General features: G+C 52.8%; 24 protein-coding genes and 3 pseudogenes. 1 reads left to right on the plus strand and 26 read right to left on the minus strand.

Annotated elements, in window-relative coordinates:
* Positions 1–10: 10 nt before the first annotated feature.
* The 25 genes and pseudogenes from FGQ85_RS13710 to FGQ85_RS13825 all read right to left on the minus strand — a co-directional run bounded on the left by FGQ85_RS13710 (position 11) and on the right by FGQ85_RS13825 (position 20,346).
* Positions 11–655, minus strand: coding sequence for a DUF3885 domain-containing protein (locus FGQ85_RS13710; protein WP_006773004.1), 645 nt, complete (start codon positions 653–655; stop codon positions 11–13).
* A gap of 15 nt (positions 656–670) precedes the next feature.
* Positions 671–1,030: a hypothetical protein gene (locus tag FGQ85_RS13715; protein WP_006059613.1), complete on the minus strand. Its 360-nt coding sequence runs from the start codon at positions 1,028–1,030 to the stop codon at positions 671–673.
* Between the two features lie 11 nt (positions 1,031–1,041).
* On the minus strand, positions 1,042–1,578 hold the full coding sequence (locus FGQ85_RS13720) for a hypothetical protein (RefSeq protein ID WP_006059612.1): 537 nt from the start codon (positions 1,576–1,578) through the stop codon (positions 1,042–1,044).
* 26 nt (positions 1,579–1,604) lie between these two features.
* A complete protein-coding gene (locus FGQ85_RS13725; protein WP_138373722.1) occupies positions 1,605–2,156 on the minus strand; it encodes a DUF4304 domain-containing protein in 552 nt (183 codons plus the stop codon).
* 9 nt (positions 2,157–2,165) lie between these two features.
* Positions 2,166–3,029, minus strand: a complete 864-nt coding sequence (locus tag FGQ85_RS13730; RefSeq protein ID WP_006773005.1) for a CbrC family protein — start codon at positions 3,027–3,029, stop codon at positions 2,166–2,168.
* A gap of 15 nt (positions 3,030–3,044) precedes the next feature.
* Positions 3,045–9,716, minus strand: coding sequence for a DUF2185 domain-containing protein (locus tag FGQ85_RS13735; protein WP_138373723.1), 6,672 nt, complete (start codon positions 9,714–9,716; stop codon positions 3,045–3,047).
* A 42-nt stretch (positions 9,717–9,758) separates the two neighbouring features.
* Positions 9,759–10,733 (minus strand): hypothetical protein, encoded by a 975-nt coding sequence (locus FGQ85_RS13740; protein ID WP_006773007.1) that lies wholly within the window; start codon positions 10,731–10,733, stop codon positions 9,759–9,761.
* 11 nt (positions 10,734–10,744) lie between these two features.
* Positions 10,745–11,155, minus strand: a complete 411-nt coding sequence (locus FGQ85_RS13745) for a hypothetical protein (RefSeq protein WP_002588992.1) — start codon at positions 11,153–11,155, stop codon at positions 10,745–10,747.
* Positions 11,152–12,102, minus strand: a complete 951-nt coding sequence (locus tag FGQ85_RS13750) for a hypothetical protein (RefSeq protein ID WP_006773008.1) — start codon at positions 12,100–12,102, stop codon at positions 11,152–11,154. The genes FGQ85_RS13745 and FGQ85_RS13750 overlap by 4 nt, the downstream gene beginning before the upstream one ends.
* 15 nt (positions 12,103–12,117) lie before the next feature.
* On the minus strand, positions 12,118–12,417 hold the full coding sequence (locus FGQ85_RS13755; RefSeq protein ID WP_006773009.1) for a hypothetical protein: 300 nt from the start codon (positions 12,415–12,417) through the stop codon (positions 12,118–12,120).
* A 10-nt stretch (positions 12,418–12,427) separates the two neighbouring features.
* Positions 12,428–12,691, minus strand: coding sequence for a hypothetical protein (locus FGQ85_RS13760; RefSeq protein ID WP_006773010.1), 264 nt, complete (start codon positions 12,689–12,691; stop codon positions 12,428–12,430).
* Positions 12,688–13,128, minus strand: a complete 441-nt coding sequence (locus FGQ85_RS13765; protein WP_006773011.1) for an Imm51 family immunity protein — start codon at positions 13,126–13,128, stop codon at positions 12,688–12,690. The genes FGQ85_RS13760 and FGQ85_RS13765 overlap by 4 nt, the downstream gene beginning before the upstream one ends.
* A gap of 27 nt (positions 13,129–13,155) precedes the next feature.
* A pseudogene (locus tag FGQ85_RS13770) lies at positions 13,156–14,102 on the minus strand (DUF4241 domain-containing protein).
* A gap of 5 nt (positions 14,103–14,107) precedes the next feature.
* Positions 14,108–14,434 carry a DUF5713 family protein gene (locus FGQ85_RS13775; protein ID WP_006773012.1) on the minus strand — a complete coding sequence of 109 codons (327 nt, stop codon included), beginning with the start codon at positions 14,432–14,434 and terminating at the stop codon, positions 14,108–14,110.
* Positions 14,421–14,714 carry a DUF3192 domain-containing protein gene (locus FGQ85_RS13780; RefSeq protein ID WP_006773013.1) on the minus strand — a complete coding sequence of 98 codons (294 nt, stop codon included), beginning with the start codon at positions 14,712–14,714 and terminating at the stop codon, positions 14,421–14,423. The genes FGQ85_RS13775 and FGQ85_RS13780 overlap by 14 nt, the downstream gene beginning before the upstream one ends.
* Complete coding sequence (locus FGQ85_RS13785) at positions 14,711–15,265, minus strand: SUKH-3 domain-containing protein (RefSeq protein WP_006773014.1); 555 nt, start codon at positions 15,263–15,265, stop codon at positions 14,711–14,713. The genes FGQ85_RS13780 and FGQ85_RS13785 overlap by 4 nt, the downstream gene beginning before the upstream one ends.
* Before the next feature lie 22 nt (positions 15,266–15,287).
* Entirely contained in the window at positions 15,288–15,890 is a 603-nt protein-coding gene (locus FGQ85_RS13790) for a hypothetical protein (RefSeq protein WP_039891433.1), read from the minus strand.
* A 49-nt stretch (positions 15,891–15,939) separates the two neighbouring features.
* A complete protein-coding gene (locus FGQ85_RS13795) occupies positions 15,940–16,350 on the minus strand; it encodes a hypothetical protein (protein ID WP_006773016.1) in 411 nt (136 codons plus the stop codon).
* Between the two features lie 9 nt (positions 16,351–16,359).
* Entirely contained in the window at positions 16,360–17,199 is an 840-nt protein-coding gene (locus FGQ85_RS13800) for a DUF2262 domain-containing protein (protein ID WP_006773017.1), read from the minus strand.
* Between the two features lie 12 nt (positions 17,200–17,211).
* A complete protein-coding gene (locus FGQ85_RS13805) occupies positions 17,212–18,291 on the minus strand; it encodes an ankyrin repeat domain-containing protein (RefSeq protein WP_006773018.1) in 1,080 nt (359 codons plus the stop codon).
* A gap of 7 nt (positions 18,292–18,298) precedes the next feature.
* Positions 18,299–18,640 carry a hypothetical protein gene (locus FGQ85_RS13810; protein ID WP_006773019.1) on the minus strand — a complete coding sequence of 114 codons (342 nt, stop codon included), beginning with the start codon at positions 18,638–18,640 and terminating at the stop codon, positions 18,299–18,301.
* A 41-nt stretch (positions 18,641–18,681) separates the two neighbouring features.
* Entirely contained in the window at positions 18,682–19,224 is a 543-nt protein-coding gene (locus FGQ85_RS13815; RefSeq protein WP_006773020.1) for a hypothetical protein, read from the minus strand.
* A gap of 13 nt (positions 19,225–19,237) precedes the next feature.
* Positions 19,238–19,471 (minus strand): immunity 17 family protein, encoded by a 234-nt coding sequence (locus tag FGQ85_RS13820; protein ID WP_006773021.1) that lies wholly within the window; start codon positions 19,469–19,471, stop codon positions 19,238–19,240.
* A 53-nt stretch (positions 19,472–19,524) separates the two neighbouring features.
* A complete protein-coding gene (locus tag FGQ85_RS18440; protein WP_166434156.1) occupies positions 19,525–19,695 on the minus strand; it encodes a hypothetical protein in 171 nt (56 codons plus the stop codon).
* Positions 19,696–19,802: 107 nt separating this feature from the next.
* Positions 19,803–20,346 (minus strand): annotated as a pseudogene (locus FGQ85_RS13825) (SLOG family protein).
* A gap of 157 nt (positions 20,347–20,503) precedes the next feature.
* On the opposite strand from FGQ85_RS13825, the gene FGQ85_RS13830 reads away from it, so the two are divergent.
* A complete protein-coding gene (locus tag FGQ85_RS13830) occupies positions 20,504–20,818 on the plus strand; it encodes a helix-turn-helix transcriptional regulator (protein ID WP_002576937.1) in 315 nt (104 codons plus the stop codon).
* Positions 20,819–21,006: 188 nt separating this feature from the next.
* Here the strand turns inward: FGQ85_RS13830 and FGQ85_RS13835 are convergent.
* Positions 21,007–22,035: pseudogene (locus FGQ85_RS13835) on the minus strand (relaxase/mobilization nuclease domain-containing protein); the annotation flags it as partial.
* Between the last annotated feature and the right edge of the window lie 79 nt (positions 22,036–22,114).

Below are 22,114 nucleotides of genomic sequence, written 5' to 3' on the forward strand. Positions count from 1 at the left end.
TGTTATGCAGTCATTCTTTTGCTGGAGCGAACATCTGGTCAATCTTCTCCAGATCGTATTCCAAAATCCAGTCATGAAATTGATGATAGAGAGGCAATAGCAGCTTCTGTGAGCCGCCCAGCACATCCAGCCCACGGTCATCGTACAAATGGTAGAGGAACGGCCCCGGCCCAGCCAGATAGACGCTGGACACAAAGCCGTTCCAGCCGCCGATGTCCCCCAGAATGATTTCCCGAAGAAGCAGCTCTGGTTGAAAGCTGATCTTGCTGAGATTCCAGTAAAACTGCACTTGTGCATGGGTATCCCCATCTTCATCCTGCTCTGTGGCCGAAAGTTGTTCATCGGGAACTGGGAGGCCCACTCGCTGCCGGATAACGGTCAGCAGGGACTCGGCGGGTTCTTCATCGGGATACCCGTCGATCCGCAGAAGGTCCGGCACCGCCGGAAGTGCCCGATAGATCGCGGCGGCTCGGTCCAGCGCCCCCTGAACATAAGCGGGGTTGGTTTTCAGCTTCGCCGCACGCCTATCCAGATAGATTGGTTCCTCCCCGCCGATCTTAAAACGAATGCCCACCGGTGCATGGTAGAACAGAGGGTGTTCCAGCCCAGCCATGCCCAGATCATGTAAAATGTGTTCAAACCGCTTTGCCAGCATGGTATCCCTCCGTTCTCATGTCATTTCATACAGCAGAGCAGCATCGCCCTGCACCAGTTCCAGATGGGAGCGCAGCGTATTAAGCCCGCTTTGCACCGCCTCGGTGGGCAGATCCCAGTCCGGGGCAATTTCAGCGGCCAGCTCCGGGAGATCCTGCTCCCGCAGAGCTGCCAGCAGTTGAGACGCCAGCTCTCCCTCCAGCAGAGCGCAGTCCAGGGTGTCTTCCGTCTGGGGAGCAGGAAAACGGACATCCAGATCCAGTTCGCTCTCACACCAGTCCCAGATGGCCATATAGACCGCGCCGGAGCAGTCACCGTCGGACAACTCCTGCCGCTGGTTATTTTTTATCAGATAAAAGGACGCGATCTGTGACATGGTGGTTCCTCCTAAATGTTATTCGCTTCCATCAGCCCTTCGGCCTGCAACCGGATCACATAGAAAGCCCGCACCCAGTCCAGTTCCTGCTCCATGGAGTCCTCCAAAGCCAGCAGGCGGCGCTTTCCCAGCCTTCGATCCAGGAGAGCAAAGATGCGGACAAGAGGATTCTCGCTGACAAGGCTTTTCTCGATGCTCTGGTTGTCAAAGATCCCAAACGCCTCATAGAACACCTTTTGGTCAAAGGTGCCCTGCTCCAGCGCATAGGCATGAGCCTGATTGATGGCCTCTTTTGCGGAGTCGTGATCTTTCAGCGTGGTGGAGCGCAAGTGATGAAATTTCGTCCACACATTTTCAAAATAGGTGTAGTAGTTGCTCCGCAGCACTTCCACGCCGTCCACACGAATGGCGGCCCGGCCCTCATGGTCGGCGCTTTTGCTGTAACTGGTGGCAAAATACTGGATGTGGCCCCGGAGTGCCGGGCACAGGTAGTCATTCTCCAATTTGTTCCGGATTCCACTCCAAGTGGATACTCTACTGTTTGACATAGGTGTTGTTTCCTTTCTGCTGATTCCTACTGCTTTTGGAGATACTCCCGGAAGCATTCGATGAACTCCCGATTCCGCTTAGGGACATCGAACCCCTTCCGATGGGGGAAGAACCCCTCCTGTTCCACATCGTCCAGCAGCTTGGGCAGATTGGAAAACCGGGCAAAGAATGGTAGTGCATAGTCCTGGATCTGCCCGGAAATTTCCTGGATAGAGCGTTCCCGCTCCAGCAGAGTAGATACCTCATAGCGGGGGAAGTCATCATACCGGTGGGTCAGCCGGGCGATGGAGGTACCCACGATACCATCATAGGTTTCCTCCGTCCCTTCCTGCTCACTGCGCCACTGGGCAATCACCGGGGAACTCACATCGAAGAAGGCAGTAAAAGTGGTGGAGCCAAAGCGGATGGAGGGGGAAAAGTAAAAGGAGAACACAAAGATGCCGTCTTTTTTGTAGATGTCATTTTTGCTCTTGCGGTATTTGTAGCCCAGCGGGTTCAAAGGCTCCGCGATCCGCTCACAGGTATAGACGAAGATCTCATGGGGCTTGGTTCCCTTGGGAAAATCCTTCTTCTCCATGTTGCCACCTCAATCAAAATCCATCCAGACCAGGTGTTTTCCGCAGTGGAGGCACTGGAACAGATAGCATTGCAGATGCCCGCCATTGACGGATTCCTGAATCATTTTCTTCTGTTCGTCATCCCACATGGGATCGTCCAACACTTCCTCGAGCACACCCAGCGCCCGCAGTTCCCTGGCACCCACATGGCCCAGGTAGGCGCAGTAGTCGCCGCAGTGGGCGCGCCAGTATTCCTGCTGCCAGCCGGAGTAGCCGGGGGTGCGGTGGATCAGCTCGTCCAGCTTCTCCGGATCGTCTACACCATCATCCACAGAGAAATCATCTTGAAAACTACCGTCATATTTCCGGGCTGCTTCGCCGTTGGCGATGCACTCTGGGCACAGATATGCAATATCCTCCACGGCGTAAAAGGGGGCTGTATAGAAAATATGGGTCGTCTTGCCACAGCAGTCGCAGACAACGCCGTCTGCGGATTCCTCAAAAGCCCCAGTTTCCAGAGGGTTTGGGTGATACCGGAAGGCGGGCAGGCCCAGCTGGGCCTGCCGTTCCTTCTCTTTCTGCTTTTCCTCCGGCGTTTTGGGCTTGGGGAGAGCATAATGATTGCCCCAGTTTTCCGCATAGTCCTTCAGCGTGCCCAGCCGCTTGAGGGTCTTTTTATCGGAACGATTTCCGATTTGGCAGAGCAGTTCGTAGGCGTCCTTCTTAAAGTCCAGCAGGTCATATACATCCACCAGCACTTCCTTGGCCTGCTGATCCTCACTCTGCTCAAGTTCTTCCTTGAAGGTATATAGAGCGCGGACATTGTCTGGACCTTCATTGGTCGCAACAAACTGTTTTTTTAGTTCGATATAGGTTTTCTGATATTCTGTCATTGGTCGCACCTCCCATCAATCCCACCAGAAATACCAGACAGTGGACTGCCACAGGACATCTGCCAAGGAGCCAATGCTTCCATCCTCATTCTGATCCAGATCTGGGCAGAAGCCATATTGCTCCACAGCCACTTCCATAGCTCTTTCCTTAGAGATCGGAGTCGGAAGTTCAAACTCCAATTCATCGTGGCTCATGGCGGCAGGGATGGCACCATGCTGCTCGAACCAGTATTTCGCCACTGCCATCAGGTCCGGCGTGTCGGGGCACTCATTCCAATTTCCAAAGGGCAGGTAGGCGAAGATCTCCCAGGGGTTCTTTACCGGAATTTTAGCCAGAATGAGCGGATATGTCATTCCGGTATCATCGTTCCAATAGTTTGCGAAGCGGTCGTTGGGTTCTCCGCCCTCCATCTCGCCCAGGACTTCCTCCTCCCAGTCCATGTCATCGTCCTCGGCTTCTTCCTTGCGCTGGCCGGTCAATTCCTCCAGAACCGCCTTTCCGTCCTTGATGGGAGCGGAGAGCATCTTCTTTCGATACTCCTCTACTGTTTTGAGGTCAAATTCGTAGAAGTCCGCATTGTGCTCCGGATCGGCGTTCATCACCAGACACTCCAACAGCGTTTCATCATCCGCCTTGATGAGCACGGGAACAAAGCCCTCCCGTACCCCCAGCCGCTGGGCGTAGCTGTATGCCGACATGATGGGGTCATCATCTGCCATGGATGGGAAATAGGTACACTCGCAGTCCAGATACTCCATGATGGCCTGAGCAACCTCGGAAGGCTCCAGCGTATCCTCGTCGAAGTCCTGTCCCTGCCAGTTTTCAAACCGTTCCCCGATCACCTCTGCCATAGCCTGATAGTAGTCCTCGTCAAAGGGGATGAACAGGTATGCCTCCTGCTGGAACTCATTGGAGTGATACCGTTCCGGGCCGAAGAAGCGGAGGGCATTGTCGTCAATGTCGGCGGGATAGTAGGGACTGTCGCCCTCTCCGTAGTAATAGCCGGCAAAGGCGCGACCTTGCTGATTGAACAGCACAGAGAACAGGCAGCCGTCCAGCTCATCTTGGATGAATGCCCTCAGGTCTACGCTGGCAGGGTCGGCTTTGACCTGTTTGGCCACTTCGCTGTATTCTTTCAGGAAGTCCTCACCCATCAGGTCATGCTCCATGCACCAGCGCAGATAGATGGCCATGTGGTTATAAGCATTGATGGGGTCAATAGGCAGTTCCTTCTCCTCAATGCTCTCAAGGTGATAGGAAGCGTCGTCCATCTCACCGTCAAAATCATCATTGGAAAGAGTGCCACGAGTGATAGCATCCTGGCGGGTGGGGTTGACCACAAAGCTGATGCCGTTCATTTTGTCCAGCAGGGCGTCTGCGTCATGGGCCAGCTTATATTCCAATTCATCCCGGTAGAGGGGGATCACCTGATAGAAGTTGACCTCCTCGCCGCTCGGAAGGATGCAGACTTCGCTGCCATCTTCGGTATCCTGGGGACCAGTCAGAATGGCGGCGCACAGCTTTGTGTCCTTTGCAAAATCCTCCTCATTGTCCATGGTATGGCCGAAGCCCAGCCAGGTATCGCTGGCAATGGGAAGGCGGGCCAGGGTTTTCAGCAGGCGAATGGGCCAGTACCACCGCTCATCCTGCATAGATTCCTGAACCAACTTCCAGTCCGCAGGCAGCGCGATAGCCAGCTCCGCCCGCTCCAGCTTGTATTCTGCCAGTTCTTCCGGCACATTCATCCGGTGAGCACCCATACCCATGGTGACCAGGGTATAATAGTCCCGCTCCTCAGTGGGCGGCACGATGCAGATGTCCACATGGATGTCCGGGGAGACCAACTCGTGGAACACATTCTCGACCTTACCGAAATACTGCTCAATGTGACCCTCGACGGCCTCCATCTCCTCCTCTGTGTAGACTTCGGGATTACTGAATTCTTCCTCATCCTGTGTGTCATCATTGTCTGAGTGGTCGCAGCTGTCATCCTCTGGATCTCCCTTTATAGGCTCGTAACCGATCTTCAGGGTCATCTGTTCCTCTGGCAGAGAGACACCGGGGCTGCGGGTGATGGTGTGCTTATCGTCCGCAGAAAAACCGATGGTCTCGCCGTCTTGCAGCGTCACATCACACGCCAGCACATAGGAGGCAAGGCTTGCCAAAAAGTCCCGTAGTTCCTCCGGCTCAGCGTCGGTGTTCAACACCTCCATTTCCTCCTTGCCAAACACATCCATGCCGTAGGTGTAGCCGTTTAGGCCCCCCTCGCTCCGGTACAGGCCGAACCAAACCCAGTTGAAGATGGGCAGTTCGTCCTTTTTGAGCATATCGGCAAGGCCCTCATAGAAACGAGGCTCAAATACCACGCCGCTGGTGTAGACACCGGTGGCGTATTTCTGCTTGCAGCACACTGCCATCGCCTTGGTGAACAGCTTACCTCGTTCCAGCAGTTTTTCCTCCTCGCCCAACACAGCCACCATGATATGGGCCTTGTGCGCTTTGGCCACTTCTACGGCCTCTGGCCACATATAGTTGTTTTCGGCGTTGATCTCTGCTTCATTGTCAGGGATGTGACCGTGGAATAGTGTCACGATCAGCATCATATTGCCGACCCGCATTACCACAGCGTCATCGCTGTTCTCAACATCTTCGTCGCCCTCATCCGGCTCCTCATCTACGATACCCCATTCTTCCCGCAGATCTCGAATCAACTGCTCCTTGTCCCACTCTGCTTTGGAGAGGAGCACAGATCCGGCAAAGGAACCCTTATGGTCGGTTTCCTCCTCGTCGGCGTCATCCTCAAGACCCTCTGCATCTTCATCCGGATCATAGAGGGATTCATGCTCCAGTCCGCGGATAAATTCCTCAAAGCTATCTGCCAGATGGGTAATTTTATAGTCATTTTCCTGATCCACATGGACTACCGCAGGCTCTCCCTGGGGACCGCAAGCCCGGTAGTCCAGGAAAATCATATCGTGTCCGGCGCTTGGACAGTCGCAGATGGCCACACCGATGGCAGGATACTCCCACTCATCGATCATAAACTGGCTGCCCAGCTCTCCACAGAGGGAGCAGCTCTTTTCCCGTCCGATTCCGAAAATGCCGGTGATGGCCACATGATCATCTGACCAACAGGTAGGCTCATCGCAGGGATAGCAGGTGTTCACCGGAATGCCGCCGTTGTGCTGCTTCATCAGCCAAATGTAGGCGGCGGGCAGCTTGTAGCCCAGTTCCTCCTCCACGCTGGCAATCAGCTCATCGGAAGGCGGATCACTGACATATTCTTTCAGTGCATACCAATTATCATCCCAGAAGTTGGTGAGGTCGAAGCCCTCAAATGGGGTATCACCGGGCACGAATTTGGCCTTCTTCTTCCGGCTGCGCTGGCGTTTCCGGATCTCCGCCTTACACTCCCGAATTACCGCCGGAGCATTTTCATCCTCCGGGTCCAACTCTGCCCACCGCTGGGCGTAGGGAATGGCCTTTTCCTCCTGGCCGTAGAGATACTGATAGCCATAGGCCATCCGCATATTCCACTCCGCCTTGTCCTGGCCTTCCTCCCGGACGGACTCCAGCACCTCAATGGCCCTCAGAAGGGCTTTGTCTCCCTTGGATTTCAAAGTACCTTCGTCATGGTCCCCGATGATGGCGTAGTTCTCCAGTGCACGGGCCAGGGCATAGGCGGTGCGGTAGTTCCTCCAGTTCTCCGGGATGGCATTCAGTGCCTGGATACAGCGGGTGTACTCGTCTTCGTCGTTCCACTGCTCCAGCTGAGCGAAGAATGCTTCGGCGTTCTGTTGGGTGTAAGGAATATAGTCCATGCCCGTCAGCGTTTCGTCCAACTCGTCATCCTGATTCTCAGTTTCTGTCCCATCATCTTGTTGCTTTAGGGATACAGAACCGGCTTCACGGCGGAAGGTGTGGAAGATGGCCCATGGGATGTCCGTGCCTTCAAAGAACTCTTTCGCCATGTTCAGCGCCTCTTGGATGTCCCAGGCGATGAAGTCCACATAGCCACAGTAGAGGCCGGTAGCCCCGCCGGTGAGAGTGAGCACTTCCGAACCATCCCCGCCGGTGAGCACTTCCTCCAGTTTGTCCCGGAAGTCGAAAATTTTCTGACTGCCTTCCTCCTCCCGCAGGGTATCCAGGGGATAGCAGAAGAAGCCCGCCACCGCGCCGTCGGCATGGAGATCGTCCATAAAATCATTGTCGGCATTCAGATAGCCGTTGATGAGCGGCACACAGCAGGTGGAACCGGCCATTACATCCAGCCGCCAATCGGCGTCCGGGTCCTGTTTGGGTTCCATTTTGTAACCAAGGTAGCTCTCCAGATAGGCTTCCGGGTCGGTGGAGAGCTCCAGGCCCTGCTCCCGCAGTTTGTCGGGCAGCTGGGACAGGAGGAAGGACGGCTCTGCCTTGGGTTCCTCCAGCACATCAAAGCTGTCTATGTATCTCATGTGGGGGATCTCACCCAGCACCTGATCGGTGAGGGTGGTGAGCATCCACCAGGCCCGGCCTTCTTCCTCCCGGAGCATAGGCAGCAGCTTTTCGCAGTAAGCGGAGATGGCGAAGCTGTTTTCACCCTGCTCCTCCAGCCAGATCTGCACATCCTCCCCGGAGATATCCCAGCCGTCCTCGGTGCGCAGGCCGATGTTCTGGAGGGGCTGACGGCCCACCAGGATGTTCCAGTGCTCCAGCACCTCCTTGGGGGCGTGCTTCTGGAAGTAGACCAGCTCAAACAGCTTGACCTTGTCGCCCTCCGGGGTGAGGATCAGCTCATGCTTTTTGCCGTTGAAGCCCATCTCGAAAGAGATCTCATCAAAGACCAGATTCAGGGTTTCCTGCATTTGGGCCACGAGTTCGGCACCGCGGGTGTGATCTTTGTCCTCATCCATCATCTGGCGCAATTCTGCTTCCATTTCCGCAAAGGTTTCCCACCAGTCCTCTGTCCGCTCCCGGAAGCACTCCCAGAACTGCGGCAGAGAAATACCCTTCTTGCACCGTTCGATAAACTCTTTGGTGTCATCGTCACCAGGGCGGACTTCCAATGCCTTTTCAAAATATCGCAGAGCCCGGCCCTCCTGATCCAGATAAAAGTAAGAGTAACCCATGCGGAAGTTCCAGTAATAGTCGTCCTCGAAGTATTCCTCATGGGGCTTTAGCAGAGCGAGGGCCTTTTTGAGCATTTCTTTGCAAGTTGGCTTATGTGGGTCTGCCAGATTGTTATAGGCACGGGCTAACTCACTGTCCATCTCAGGGGTACGCTCCTCGGCGGGGATGGCCTCCAGCGCATCAATAATTTTATGTTGTTTGCTCTCCTCATGCCACTTCTGGCACTGCTTCAAAATGTCCATATCAGGGTCCTCCTCGTCCTCATCCGGTTTCCAGTCTTTGATCTGCTGGAACACACCGTTCTCATCCCGCTCAAAGGCGCAGGGAGCGGAGGTGTTCAGCAGCGGGATAATGTCGGGATCGTCGTTGCAGATCGTGTTCAGCTTGTAGATCCCGGCATTGTTGGGATCGTCCATGTACGCCTCGCTCTCATCACCAGCAGTGAAGCGCCAGCCACTGTCCCAGCCGCCGTCCGGCTTCTCCCGGTAACAGTAGCCGACCTTGTAGCCCTCCACCGTGATACGGTTGGTGGCGATACAGCCATCAGCACCCTCCCAGTCAGGGAGCAGATGTTTTACATCTTCCGCCTTTACATGGTAGTTCCGATTACGGCCGGAGGCTTCGTACAGCTCTTTCCGCAGCATCTCCACCTGATAAGCCATATCTGTGATCTCATCCTCACCCATCATCTCGCTGATGTCGTATTCCAGCGGGTTCTGGGCAAAATCCGCCAGGGACTTGTTCATTGCGTCATGCTCCTCTGGCGTAGCAGTGATGCGGATACGGCAGACGGGGGTGTTGTACTCGTCCAGATCCTGAAGGTTTACACTGCCACTGACGCTGCACTCCAGCAGGATAGCGGCCAGATCGGTGACCACATCAATGGCGAAGTGGAAGTCCATCTCCACGCCATCGGAGTGTGTAAACTCCAGATACTCCACGGTTTGGCGGAAGTCCCAGCTCTGCTTGTCCAGACCGATCTTGGCGAAAATCTCGCTGAGGGGGATCTCCTCCTTTTTCTGATCCTCTAAAAATGCCACAAGGTTCAGACTGTCGTCCGAGCCTCCGATAAAGTTGCCCCAGTATTTTTTGATATACATTTGTCGTGCCTCCTGTTCTGAATCCAGTCGATCAATGAGCTGATTCAAGTGTTCCAACCACGCAGGAGCGATCTCACCGCTGTCCTCGTTCTTCCAAAGATCCACAATCTCACGGATGCCGTCCTCGTCCGGCACCTCGTTTTTGATGTCGGTGAGCTGCCGCAGCAGGAAAGCAAGGGCTTCTTTGGATGCTGTGAAACCGGTGACTTTATCCCATATAGCTTCTTCATGATCGTAGCCCAGTTTGCTGTTATCCTTCCATTGGAAATACAGCTCCGCCAGAGCCATCGCAGTATTGTCAAAGAGGAAGTCGATTTGTGAGAAGTCAGATCCCAGCATGACTTCCTCTTTCATCAGTTCGATCATCTCGCCCAGATCCATTACCGGATGCTCCGGTACATATTCATTTTTGAGGATGTCCAGTACATCCAACCCTTCGTCACGCTCTAATGCTTTTATGCCCCATGCTCCCATGTCGTCACCTCTCTTTCTTTATTTCGTATCAAGCTTCTATTGTCAATCATGGTTCTCCACCCGGATAATGGGCCGGTAGAAGTCATAATCTCCGTTTAGTTCCTTGTCCTCCTGCACTTCCGGCTTACAGTGGGGCGAACAGGGTAGGAAACCGAGAAATGGGCCCAGCCCGCCGCAGATATTGCACCCGCCGTCACCGCCGCAGGTGGTAAGTCTATCAGCCTGCACCACTTCCCGCATATAGGGGTCGTAGGCGATGGACAGGCCGAAGAAGTTGGGTTCCTCCATATCATAGGGCCGGTTCTCATCCTCATCCATGTCCTCAAACCAGCGTAGACGCATGGAGTAGTCTAACCCATCTCCCCATGGGAACAGGGTCCGACATCCGCCGCCGCACAGGTAGGCCCACTCGTCCGCCGTGGGCAGCGAAAGCCCCTGCTTTTCCAGCCCGGTAAGAAGTTCATCGTAGTCTGTGCGGTTATAGATCCAGGTCTGAAATCCATCTTCCGTCCGTTCTATGCGGGCCGACTGGTGCAAGGTAAGACTGCTGCTGTCACTCCAGGCAAAGTCACGGAACTCCTTCGGCCAGTCAGGGTGGGCGGTCAGCCTGGGATCGTCCATCTTGACTGACTCCCAGCAGAGTTCCTCCAGCTCCCGGCCCACCAGCATGGGGCCAATGGCCGCTTGCCGGACGAGAGCCATGCTCTCTCCGATGAGTTCCGCCGGGTTCTGCTCCATTTCCCATTCTCGGAACAGATACTCCAATTCCTCCCGGCTCTCCTGATTCAGTCCCTCGGCAAACTGCTCCCAGCCCAGGGTGACGGTATCGCCGGGGACAAAGACGAACTCCCGACCATCTTTCTTGAAGATGCCGGTGGTGCAGTTCTGGCCCCAGCGGTCAAAGGTATGTAGACCGAGAAAGGTCATATCATAACGAGCAGCCAGGCTCTCCATCAGCACCTGCTTCTCGATGTTTTCCATTTGATTGAATTGGGTGCGGAATAGTCTTTTGTTCATAACAAGTCCTCCTACAGCCTATCCAGGTTTTCCTGTAAATCGCCCTGCATCAAGTGCTGGGCAATGGCTTGGTTCAGTGCCTTATGGGGGTGATAGGCTGCCTGCTCTACATCGTGCAGGCACTCCTCCATCAATGCCTCCGGAGAAATGCCTTCCCGTTTGCCATAAAGATGGCCGAAGGCATAGCACACGGACTTGAGAAAGTCGAAAATATAGTCGTGATTTCCACGCATACTGGGCAGGTCGTTGAACGAGCCCATACCTCCGTATGCCCGAAGATGGTGGGCAACCTCCCGCCGCTGGTTCCAGTCCTGAATGTCCCGCTCCAACCAGTCGATCCAGTTTTGGAACTCTGGATGGTCTGCCAGAAGGATGGAGCGCAGACAGGTCAGAGCCTCGGTATAAATATCAGACTGTTTCATTGGCCATCGCTCCCCCAAATACCTCCATAGAGCACACCATCTTTTCCAAGGAACAACATCCGGCTGCGAAGCAGGCTGCACTGCTCCACAGCGACCTTGTTTCCGTCACAGGTGGGAATAGCCTCCTGTTTTTTCCCAAGGTGATCACCATGAGCGGTAAGGAAGTAGAATTTATCCCGTTGCTGGTATCCGCCTTGAAACAGGAAGGTATTGCCGGACGGGGCAACAGAAAAAGCTCCGCTTCCTTCGATTGGCAGTTCAAATACAAAGTCCTCTTTGAAGTTCGTCCGCACCAGCCGGAATTCATCGTAATAATAAAACCACAGGTTTTCTTCTTCGTCCAGGCTGATGGCGTAGCAGTCATAGATGGAATAGTTCTCATTCTTCCAGAGAGGAGTTCCCTCCGATGTCCATGCAATCAGGCCGCAAGCACCCAAAGGTTCATCCCAACCGTAATTACCAAATACACCTTCGTCAAAGTAGCTGGTAATGATGGTGCCATCTTTTTTTACCACACAGTCTTGAATGCCATCCCCCAGGCAGAAACGGGACAGCACAGCTCCGTCCCGGCTGACGATCCAGGCGTTCTGGTCGGGGCCGTTTTCCCGATAGGCGCATCTTGCCCCCAGCAGGAGGAAGTGATCACCTGCGGGCCGCAAATAATGAAACTGGAACTTCAAGAGGCCAAGAGGAAACAGCGTCGTTTCCAGCACCCGCTGTTCCGCCCAATCCAGCTGGATTTCCACTGCGGTATAGGTGGAAGGAGTGCTGAGCCAGTCCTTACCCTGTGTTTCGGACGGCTGTTCCATGAGAAGATAGACTTTTCCATCCCTTGCCGTGAAAAAGTCTGTCACTTCTGTGCCCTCCAGATGTTTTTCCCGGCGCAGCTGGTCCAGGTCAATGATGGAGAACAACGGCAGATTTTTGGCTTTTATAGGTTTGTTCATAGTGTCTCCTCCTGGCTACTTTAACGCTCCATCATAGGTGTGGCTTTCCCAGGCGGCCTCAAATTCCGCCTGCTCTATGACGCAGGCGTGGAACTCCTCACCCCAGACATGGGCGTTCAATTCCTCCACGGTGGGGATCGGCGTGATCTCGATGGCGCCGTCGTAAAGGTCAGGGATATTGCGGGTGCGGCCATCTGCAAAGATGTCAATGGAGTGGAGGGCCAGCCGCTCATTTTCTGTATCCACTTCATAGAGGATCACCGACGGTTCTCCCTCCGGTGCGTCCTCCCAAAAAAGCTTGATGTACTCCATCATTCCATTTCCCTCATTTGAACCAATGCCACCCCGTCATGGTGCCGGTTACCTCATCTATCTGTATTGCAATATCATAATTGCCGCGACAGCCCAGCAAGGCCGCGAGATGATCGTTTTCCATAATCAAATCATAAAACTCAACCGCTATGTCTTGGAATTCCTTCGGAATTTCCAGTGCAGAGAAGAAATCCACTGATTGAGCATTTTGGAAAAATTCAATGGCCGTTTTACTGCATTTTACTATAATCCCTGTTTGAGTGGTCAAATCTTTCATGCTTTCGCAACCTCGCTCATGTTCAGATACATCCCCATCGTTTTTTCATTGTCACAGGCCGCCCGGATCATTTTGGACAGCAGCATCAAATCGTCGATGTATTGGGAGTACACGCAGAACACATCCTCGTCAGAGTCGAAGTGAAACAGATCCACGCCGCTGTTATTTTCCTCGAACTCCTGGATCACGCCCCGGACCAGCCGCTCCCAGTCTCCGCTGCTTCCAGTCAGTCCCAGCCGACGGAATACTTCCGTCCGGAATCCATTGTTGATTTTCAGCAGAAGGGAGAGCGCATAGGGGTGGTGGGGAATGAGAAAGAATGGCGCAATCTGCTCCGGCTTCACCCAGATTTTGAAGGGCGGACGCGGGTCAGGTATCCAGGGCAAGATTTCCCATTCGTCCTCCGGCCGGTTTCCGTATTGGCAAAGGTCTTTCATAGTGTTCTCCTTTGTTCTGTCACATTTTTAATCCTGCTCTCGATAACTGGCTTCAATGTCAATGAACCGCACATACACGGCGCAGATTTTGCCCTTGGCGTCATACCCGAAGTAGACAGGATAGTAACCATCCCCCCAGCCGGAGGCAAAGATGGGCAGGTTGCAGTCCGTGCCCGGCACTGTCCAGTTGAGCCAGTCGCCGCAGTCCCCCTGATATTTGGGGTAGGCTTTGGCGTTTTCTTCCAGAAGATCGCAGAACAGGTCGTTGTAGGGGTCGATGTCCGGGTCTTCTTCTAAACGCTTGGCCCAGTATGCCTTGAAGGCCGCCTGGGTCTGGATGTCCGCGACACAGCCCATCCCGGCGTCTACGCCAAAGCCAAAATACTCGTCCTCTCCCAGTTCCTCGTCCAGATCCTCGTTGCCCACCATGCCCAGCTCATAGCGGACAGGCTTTTCCTGAGAAACCTCCACCTTGACGCAGGCATAGCGGTCGCCGTATTGTTCGCTGGGCACCACGCAGATTTTTACGGGATAAGTTCCGGCGGGGATCGTTTGAAGGAACGGCAGAGTGTCCTCCAGTTCCACCAGCGGATCACAGGCGAAAATCTGCCCGGTGGGGAAATGGACGGTGCCGATGTCCAGCACATCCACCGCCATGTTCCCAATCACTTTCTCTGTGAAATGGGCCTCCAAGTCATCTTTACAGGTCAATTTATCCTTGATTGCTTCGTATTTGTTCAGCCATTCAGTTGTAGGCATATCAGTTTCCTCCTGTTGATTCTGTTTCTTGATGTACACACTCTTTGAGCCGTCCCAATAGCAGTTCACACACCGGCCATCCTGAAAATGATGGTCACAATTCGGGTAGCCATAGAGAACATGGGCACATTCTGGCACAGCCCCATCATCTGTGAGGAGCCTTTGAAAAACAGGCTTCCGCACTCATCACAAAGGGCCAGTTCTTTTTCTGCCATAGGGTTCACCAGTCCCGTTCCCGGATGGCCTCCTCGGTGTCAATGGGGATGCCAAACCACTCCAGAATGTAGGCCACGGTTGCCGCAATACATTCCCGCGCCACCGTTTCGATCTCGCTGTCGTTCTCGTCAAACTCCTCCTGGAGATCATTGATGCCGCAGACCGCCTCGTCCAGCGTTTCCTGCACCACTTCGGTGTCGGTTTCGCCGCTCTCCAACAGGTCAATGACCTTCTGAAGCTCGTCTTTTACCTTGTCCACCAGAAAAGTGGGATAGTAATTGTCCTGATACATCTCGTCCAGCAGTTTGTAATTGGGGTCAAATGTTTTCATAGGGATTGCTCCTTTCTTCGTGCTCGGCAGTCATGCTCAACTCGATCTCATCGTCGCTGTAAATTAAGTAGAGCCCATGAGGGGCCTTGCTATCGAAATGCAGTTCAATTTCATGATATTTGAGGATCAAAGGCTTCCCATCACTTCTCATGGTGGAAACAGCATCGGGCTTACCGAAGATTTCTATGACCTCATCCTGTGACATACCAAATTTCAGCGGTGAAATGTTCTGGGGATTCTGCAATATTTGATTGCGCCAAATCGTAAAGTCCTGTTTCATAGTTTTCCGTCCAGTGCCTCAACCGTTTTCATGGCAGCGGAATCAAATTTGCACTGCCGCAGTTCCCGTTCGATCAGGGCAAACACATCCGGAAAGCACTCAATCTCATCCTGGTACTCATATTTCGCATACAATTTCCCGTACTCGGAGATCCAGACCTCCGCCGGGTAGTAGTAGCCAATATGACCGATAGGCTGGCATTTTTCACCGGCAGCCTGTTCGATCTCTGCCAGTTCACAGCCGGACATATCCCGGAAATAGGCGTCCTCCAAATGGTTTTTGATCCCATTGACCAGGTAAGGGAATAAAGCAAACTCAAAGTCAGCTGCCCATTTCAGCTTTTTCTGTGCCAAGTACCACTCGCAGCACAGGCCGAAATATTTGCGATAAAACCGCTGGGTGGTCTTCATCATCGGGACGCCATGATCGGCGTAATACTGCTCCGCAATGGAGATGTCCACACTGCGGCCTTCGTACCACCCGGCGTACTCCATCAGCTGCTTAACCTTGCTGCCCAGATCGCCAGAGATAGGGATGCGTTCTTTGATCATGGTAGTATCCTCCTGTTTTTCGTCACCACAGCCGATCGATCTGGGTATATATCTTATTCGGTTCTCTGTCCGTAAAACTGGTCAATGCGTCGGTGGGTTCTGCAAGCGGCATCACATTCAAAATATCCAGTACATAATACCAGACCCCAGTGTCCCAGTCTCGGAACCGCCCATTGCAGACAGCTCGACCATAATCACCAGGAATCAAATCCAGTGCCAGCTCATTGAGAGGCTGTTTCTGCCCGGTCTTATCGTAGGTATATCGCTCCGGTATCGCCCCGATGTGCCAATCATTGCGGTAACGCACATGGATTCCGGGCTCCTGCTGAATCAGTTCGAAAGGGTGAAGCCGCATTGTGCCATTCGGCTTCCATTCCATCAGCCTACGACAGTCCCTATCGATCTGAAATCCATCGGGCCTCTGTATGATAGATGCAAAGTGAGTAGGCAGACCAAAAGGATAATAGGAGAAGAAGTCTTTCGGCAGACGCATGGCTCTGGGATACTGGTTCCGCTGTGCGGCCGCATTTCCGCCCCGGCAGTCTTTATACCATTGCAGGCGGATCTGCTGAACCAGAAGTGTGGGCAGATGCTCCAACTGATGCTTATTCTGTTTCATCGCCATACCTCCTTCCTTGATAGATCCCTCCAATGGTCTTCCATGTTTCAGGCATTTACAACTCTGCTGCAAACTCATAGGAAACCGCAATGATGTTGTAAACATCATCGTATGTAAACAGCCGGTAGTGCCGATAGATGCCTTTGTCAAAGTCCTCCCGCACTGGCAGAGACTTCAGCCAGGTGCTGTCCTCAATTAAATCGAAGGAACTGCCATCCAGATACTCCGTCCCAGCCATATTTTCATAGGTGTCCAATTCACAGGTAAAATAGGCCAGCACCTGCCGGAAGGTGAGTGTATAGGGAAACCAGTCTTTTTCGTCCCTGCACTGGGAGATTAGATGGCCATTGATGTCCCCCGTAAAGGTCAGATTGTTCAGAGCATCCTGTTTCACCTGATCCAGATAGATGCAGTCCCGTCCCTTCAAAACACCTAAGCAGGTATTAACAGCAGTCGCTTTTTCCATAGACAACTCCTATCCCTCAATGTTGGCAGTTTTGAGGCCCTTTTTCAAGGAGCCGTAGATCGTCACCGCATGGTCGGTGAACATCTCGTCGCAGTCAAACCAGGCGGTGAAGCTGCCACCGGAGGTGACGGACAGGCTCGTCAGGCTGATCCGTCGGGCCAATTCTTCCTCTGTGATGGGGTCGGTTTCCGGATTGCGGGGGGGTTCCTCATCCTGGGAGAGCCAGTTGTTGGCCAGCTCGGTCAGGTTCTTGGCCGCAAGCTCTCGCATGGCCTTGTCCCAAGTTTCACAGTCGGCCAGCAACTTCTTGGCGGCACTGCGGGCGCGGGTCCAGGAGGGCTTGCTCTCCGCATTGACCTCAAGGGAAAGAAGCACATCCTTTCCGCGCCACTGGATCTCACCCTCAAAGGCATCATGGTCCTTGTCCAGCTCGAGCTTTCCCAGCACCTGGTCCTGGATCACCACCGGCTTGTGGCACTCGTCCAGAACGGCCTGAAGTTCCGGGCAGTCCTCATGGGTCTTGACCACCTCGGAGATACACCAGGGCCACGCCACCAGATCCTTTGCCCATTCTTCTTTCATCCGGCGGATTTTCAGGCGGCAGATCTGCTCGTTTTGAAAGCGTCCCCAGCCCTTTTCACTGTTGCGCTCCTCGTCGGTGACTGGCCACTCCAGCCGCTCCTCTTTGGTGGTGACCTTGCCGGTGTCACAGAACACCATGCCCAGCGTCACAACAGTCATTTGCCAAAAGTTGCCCCTGTTGTTATATCCGCCCCCGATGCAGCGATTGATCAAAGCGACCACTTCCTGCTCCTCGGACTCGTACATCTCATAAAATTCTTCAAACATAGATCATTCTCCTTATTCCTCAAACTCGCCCTCAATCATCCCGTTCAGATACCGGCCGGGATCTGCGATGAAGTCATCCCATTTGGCCAGAGAGTGGAATTCCTCATGCTCGATGTCCAGATACCACAGCTTTTTGTCCCTGGGGCTCCACAGCAGCAGGTAGTCGCTGTAATTGTCCATGGCCGCCATGAGGGAGAGCAGCTTCTTCCGTTTCCAGGTCATCTCCTGCACATCCATGTAGGCGTACAGCTCCGCCCATTTCACCCATTCCTGCTCCGGGAATTCCAAACGCAGGGGGCCGGTTTTCAAGTATTCCACCAGCTTGGCAGGCAGCTTGTAGGGCATAAGCTGCCGGACCTTTTCTTGTTCGTTGTGCCAGTCCTCCGGCTCCAGCGCCTTCAGGTAGTCGGCCATCTCTTGATTCTTGTTTTGAACTGCCACACTGTAAGGCCGGTCGCCGTATTTGTTAACAAGGGTGATATTCGCTCCCTGTTCCACCAGCCAGCGCACCATGGAGAAATTGTTGGAGCGGGCGGCCTCGGTGACAGGGGTGGAGGCGTAAGGGAACACCATGTCCGGCTTGTGGTAATTGATGTCTGCCCCTTTTTCCAGAAGCAGTCGGGCAAGTTTGGCATTGCCCTCGGACACAGCGGCCCGGAATGCCTCGCCGCCAAACTTATCCACTGTGATCCCAGCCTGCTCCAGCACCGGGATATTCTCCGGGCGCTTGCCCCAGCGTACTTCCTGAAAGGCCCGCTCTTTCTGCTTCAGGCTGAGTTTTGCAGCCTGTCCAGCAAAGAGCGCCACCACCTCCGGCCCACAACAGCGGGCAGCGGTAAGCAGCAGGGGCTGTTCCTCTGCCAGACCGGGATCAGCTCCATGCCCCAGTAGGAAGTGAATCATGGGCACATCATTCCTAAAAACCGCGATCTCCAGTGGTGTGAGTTTGATATACTCGCTGAGCTGAATGGGGTCATCTAAATCCAGACCGCCCTGGAGCAGTACCTCCAGCTTGGAAGTGTCATAGTCACAAATGGCGGCAGCCGTTTCCGGGAGGGTCTCCCAGCGGCCAATATATGCAATTTGGTACATAAGGCACCTACTTTCGTTGTTGTTTCACTTTATAGGGAACGGTTCGGCCCAGCACCCGGCCCTTGCCAACGGCATTGGCTCCCTCATAGATCAAAAATTCCGCATTGTTTTCCAGCGGGGCATAGTCAATGGTATCTGGATATAGGGGTTGGGCATTTCCCAAAGCTGGTGTATCAAATGTACACTCGGTTCCGTCCAGAAAGCATACACCCAAATATTCTGTAGTTCCTGTGACCACAAAATGGGGACAATACTTTCCGCTGACCAGGCTGGGTGGTATTTTTCGTTTGCCGCTCCAGAAGATGACCTCCACATGGAGCACCGCCCGGTTTTCATCTGTCCCGATCACGCTGTCGCCCTCCTTTATCCCGTCATCTGGCTGCGGTATACTCAGGCCAGCTCTGCGTCCAGGATCTGGACTGGTTTTCCTTTCTCGTTCACATAGTAAAGGGCGATATAGTCGATGCCGTCCCGCTTGGCCTGCTCCCACGGCATCCGTTCACCGTTGATCAGTTCCACGGTATCCGCCTCATCCGGTTCAAAGTTCTCTTTTTCGTCCTCATAGTCAATGCTGTACCCCAGCTCCAGCACCAACTTGGAGGCGGGGATCTCATACCGCTTGAGGGGGCGGTGCTCCAGCTCGGATGGATCATGTTCATCGCAGAACATATTGTCGTAGCCATGCCGTCCACCGTCAAAGATGACGAACTCCTCGCCGCTCTCCGGGTCACGGGCTGTCACCAGTCCGGGGGCCTCGTCGCTATCTATGATATAGGATTGGGGTTCTCCTTTCACCGTGAGCAGATCTCCGTAATACCAAACCTCCAGCAGTTCATTGCCGGTGGTGGAACAAAGTATCACGGTGGGCAAACGCTTCTCCGCCCATTCTTTCACATGGCCGATGAGCCAGGTGGGATATTTCTCAGTCATCATAGTCTTTCTCCTCCTATTTCAATTTCAGCACAAATCCCCAGATACTCACCACAATCAAGAGGACACCCAGCAGAAAGAAAACCACACGCCGGTATCCTCTGCTGTGTCGATGGGCATCCCGCGTACCAGTGGGGTCGCAGAGCCAGTTCCAGTTGCGGATCGCTCCAAACAAAATCACGGCCCCGATGAGCACCGAGGCAATGTACCAATGCTCTTGTAAAAATGCTGTGATCTGTTCGCTGTTCATTCTACTTCCTCCTCACGCAAATACCTGCTGGTATTTCTCTTTTCATACTCTTTTCAAACAATAAAAAAGCCCCACGCCGCACTGTCATAAAGACAGGCTGACGCAGGGCATGAAGAAGCCGCGTTGAAGGAGCCGCATCCACCAGCAGATGTAGTTTCTTCAACAACCAAAATATTTTTTTCGTATCTTAAAGCAGCAAATTGCTGTCCAATATATTTGTTCATAGCGGCACCATTTGTTCTGAGCGTAGTTTTATATCTTATTATATCACAGCACCCCTTCAATGAAAATATTTTGTTGGAAATGCTAATGAAAAATTTTTGTGAATTTGTTAAGGCGCAGGGGCTGTTATCTCCATAGTGTCTGGATGGATCAGAGTGATTACTTTTCCCTGATGCAAGGCATAGTTGACTGTCTGTGCTGTACCTGAGCGCAGCTTTTTCTGATTATCAAACACACCGATGATGTACTCTGCATGATCGACCATATAGTAATTCCTTTTTTTTATAACTGGAAACATCCGCAGAATGTGAAATAACAATAGAATCGTTTGCGTTTTGGATCAGCTTTTTCAATCTATGTTTACTCTGATCCGGCCATTTAGAGTCATAGCCGATAAAGGGAACTACAACGATAATTTTAATATCCTCGTATCCCGTTTGTGCTCTCAATGTCAGCAGCTGTTCTCCAGCCCACATATCCACACCAAGAGCACCGCCGACAAAAAAAGTACGGACAAATTTCTCGTCATGGAGTATCCGAAACTGCTCCAGGAGACATTCTTTTAGTTTTTGGCATAGGGGATCTTCCTCATTATATCCAAAGCAAAATCTTGTTGGTCTGTGGCCGGTAATGGCGCAGGCATACTGATTCATATAAATCACCCTTGATAACTGCCGTGATTACGCATATAAAGCAAAAATAACGCAAATAATAATGCGTATAAAGGTCATATTACAAAATTATAACACAACACATACGAAGTATCAAGAATTGCTTTCTGCTATGCTAAAAGAGCAGAGAGGTGAGCGTATGGACGAAGAATTTATCCGCAATCGAATCACAGAATTACGATTGAAAAAAGGCGTTTCAGAATATCAGATGAGCATGGAGTTAGGGCAGAACAGAAGCTATATTCAGGCGATTTCTTCTGGGCGTTCTATGCCGTCTATGAAGCAGTTTCTCAACATCTGTGAGTATTTTGAAATCACGCCGCTTCAATTTTTTGATGCACAGGAAAATAACCCTCAGCTTATCAAGAAGGCTTTAGACGGAATGAGAAAGATGTCAGATGACGATCTGATTATGCTGATTGGTTTTATAAGTCGCTTAAACACAGAAAACTAACGATAGGAGGCAGTAAATGTCCCGTCGTTAGTTTTTTATTTTATGCGCAGCATATTGTGGCAAGCAATGCTTGTGGCTATCCATTTCGCCACAAACTGCTTGTTGAGGGCAGTGCCCCCAAGCCCCTTTGAACACAGAATTTCATTCTGTGGCTGCGCGTTCTGCGAACGCTTTTGACCAGGACCAGCTTATCGCTGGCCGTGGTCTTTTTCTTTTTCAACATCCTGTTCTACCTCCATTTTCAGCACCCGATCCACATTGGCCTTTGCAGTTAAAAGCTCCCGCATTTCCTCACGGGAACGCCGGTACTCGGCATAGGTCTTTTTCTTTTCTTCCAGCAATTTCGCATACTCTGTCTGCAACTCTTTGACCTTGGGCAGCTTCTTGACGCCCATCTCATCAAAGGCATTCTTAGCAGCCTGGTGGAGCAGAATTTCTTCCTCATGTTCCTCCCGGAATTTCTTAGAGTAGCCTGCCTTGCGGTATGCCACATAGACCTCACGGGTCTTGGCATAATTTACAATGTGAGTACGCAGAACAGCAATCTCTGCCATGCGCTTTTCAGCCGCTTTGATCTGCGCCGAAAGCTCATTGTGATGTGCCGTGGCAGCCGCAGCCTTTTCTTCCAAAACCGCATACTCCAGCAGGTTATTCTCTGACAAGTAATTCATGGTCTGCGCCATCTGCTTGAGGTTGAACACCTTGGCCCATCGAGCATAGCCAGCACCTTTTCCAGCCTGCAATTTTGCCTGAATGTCCACCAGCAGATTGACCTTCTGCGTCTCTGCCTGTGTAACTATTTTCTTTCGTGGGGTATGCGCTTTCTTCCCGGAGAGAACCGCCTGCAAATCATCTAATCCATATCCTTCGCCCAGGCTGTCCATTCGGGCGGCTTTCTCACAGCCGGGGAGTTTCAAACGATACGATTTTCCGCGCTTTGATACTTCACAGCCGGACTCTTTTAGCAGCTTCAGCAGTTCCTCAAAATTAGCAGGACTTTGTGATAATGCGTTGTCAATCGCTACACGCAGCAGCTCTCGGTGAGAGGGCTTTGCCTGATCGCCCAGCCACTTGTTATAGCTCTTTCCGTGAGGTTTCGGATTCTCCACAATGGACAGTCCGTTTTCGACGCAGATGGTGTCACTTAACTGTCGGACTGCCTTGGTGCTGCCCCAAAAGTTTCGGAATTTCCGGTCATATTCTAAGCTGACCGATGACCGTAGGCTAAGTACCCAGCGCCTTGCCGCATTGCTGCGGTAGGTTTCCGGACACTCGCCCCCGAACCGGACTTACAAC

The organism is Pseudoflavonifractor sp. BSD2780061688st1 E11, from assembly GCF_005844125.1.
Lineage (GTDB): Bacteria > Bacillota > Clostridia > Lachnospirales > Lachnospiraceae > Sellimonas > Sellimonas catena.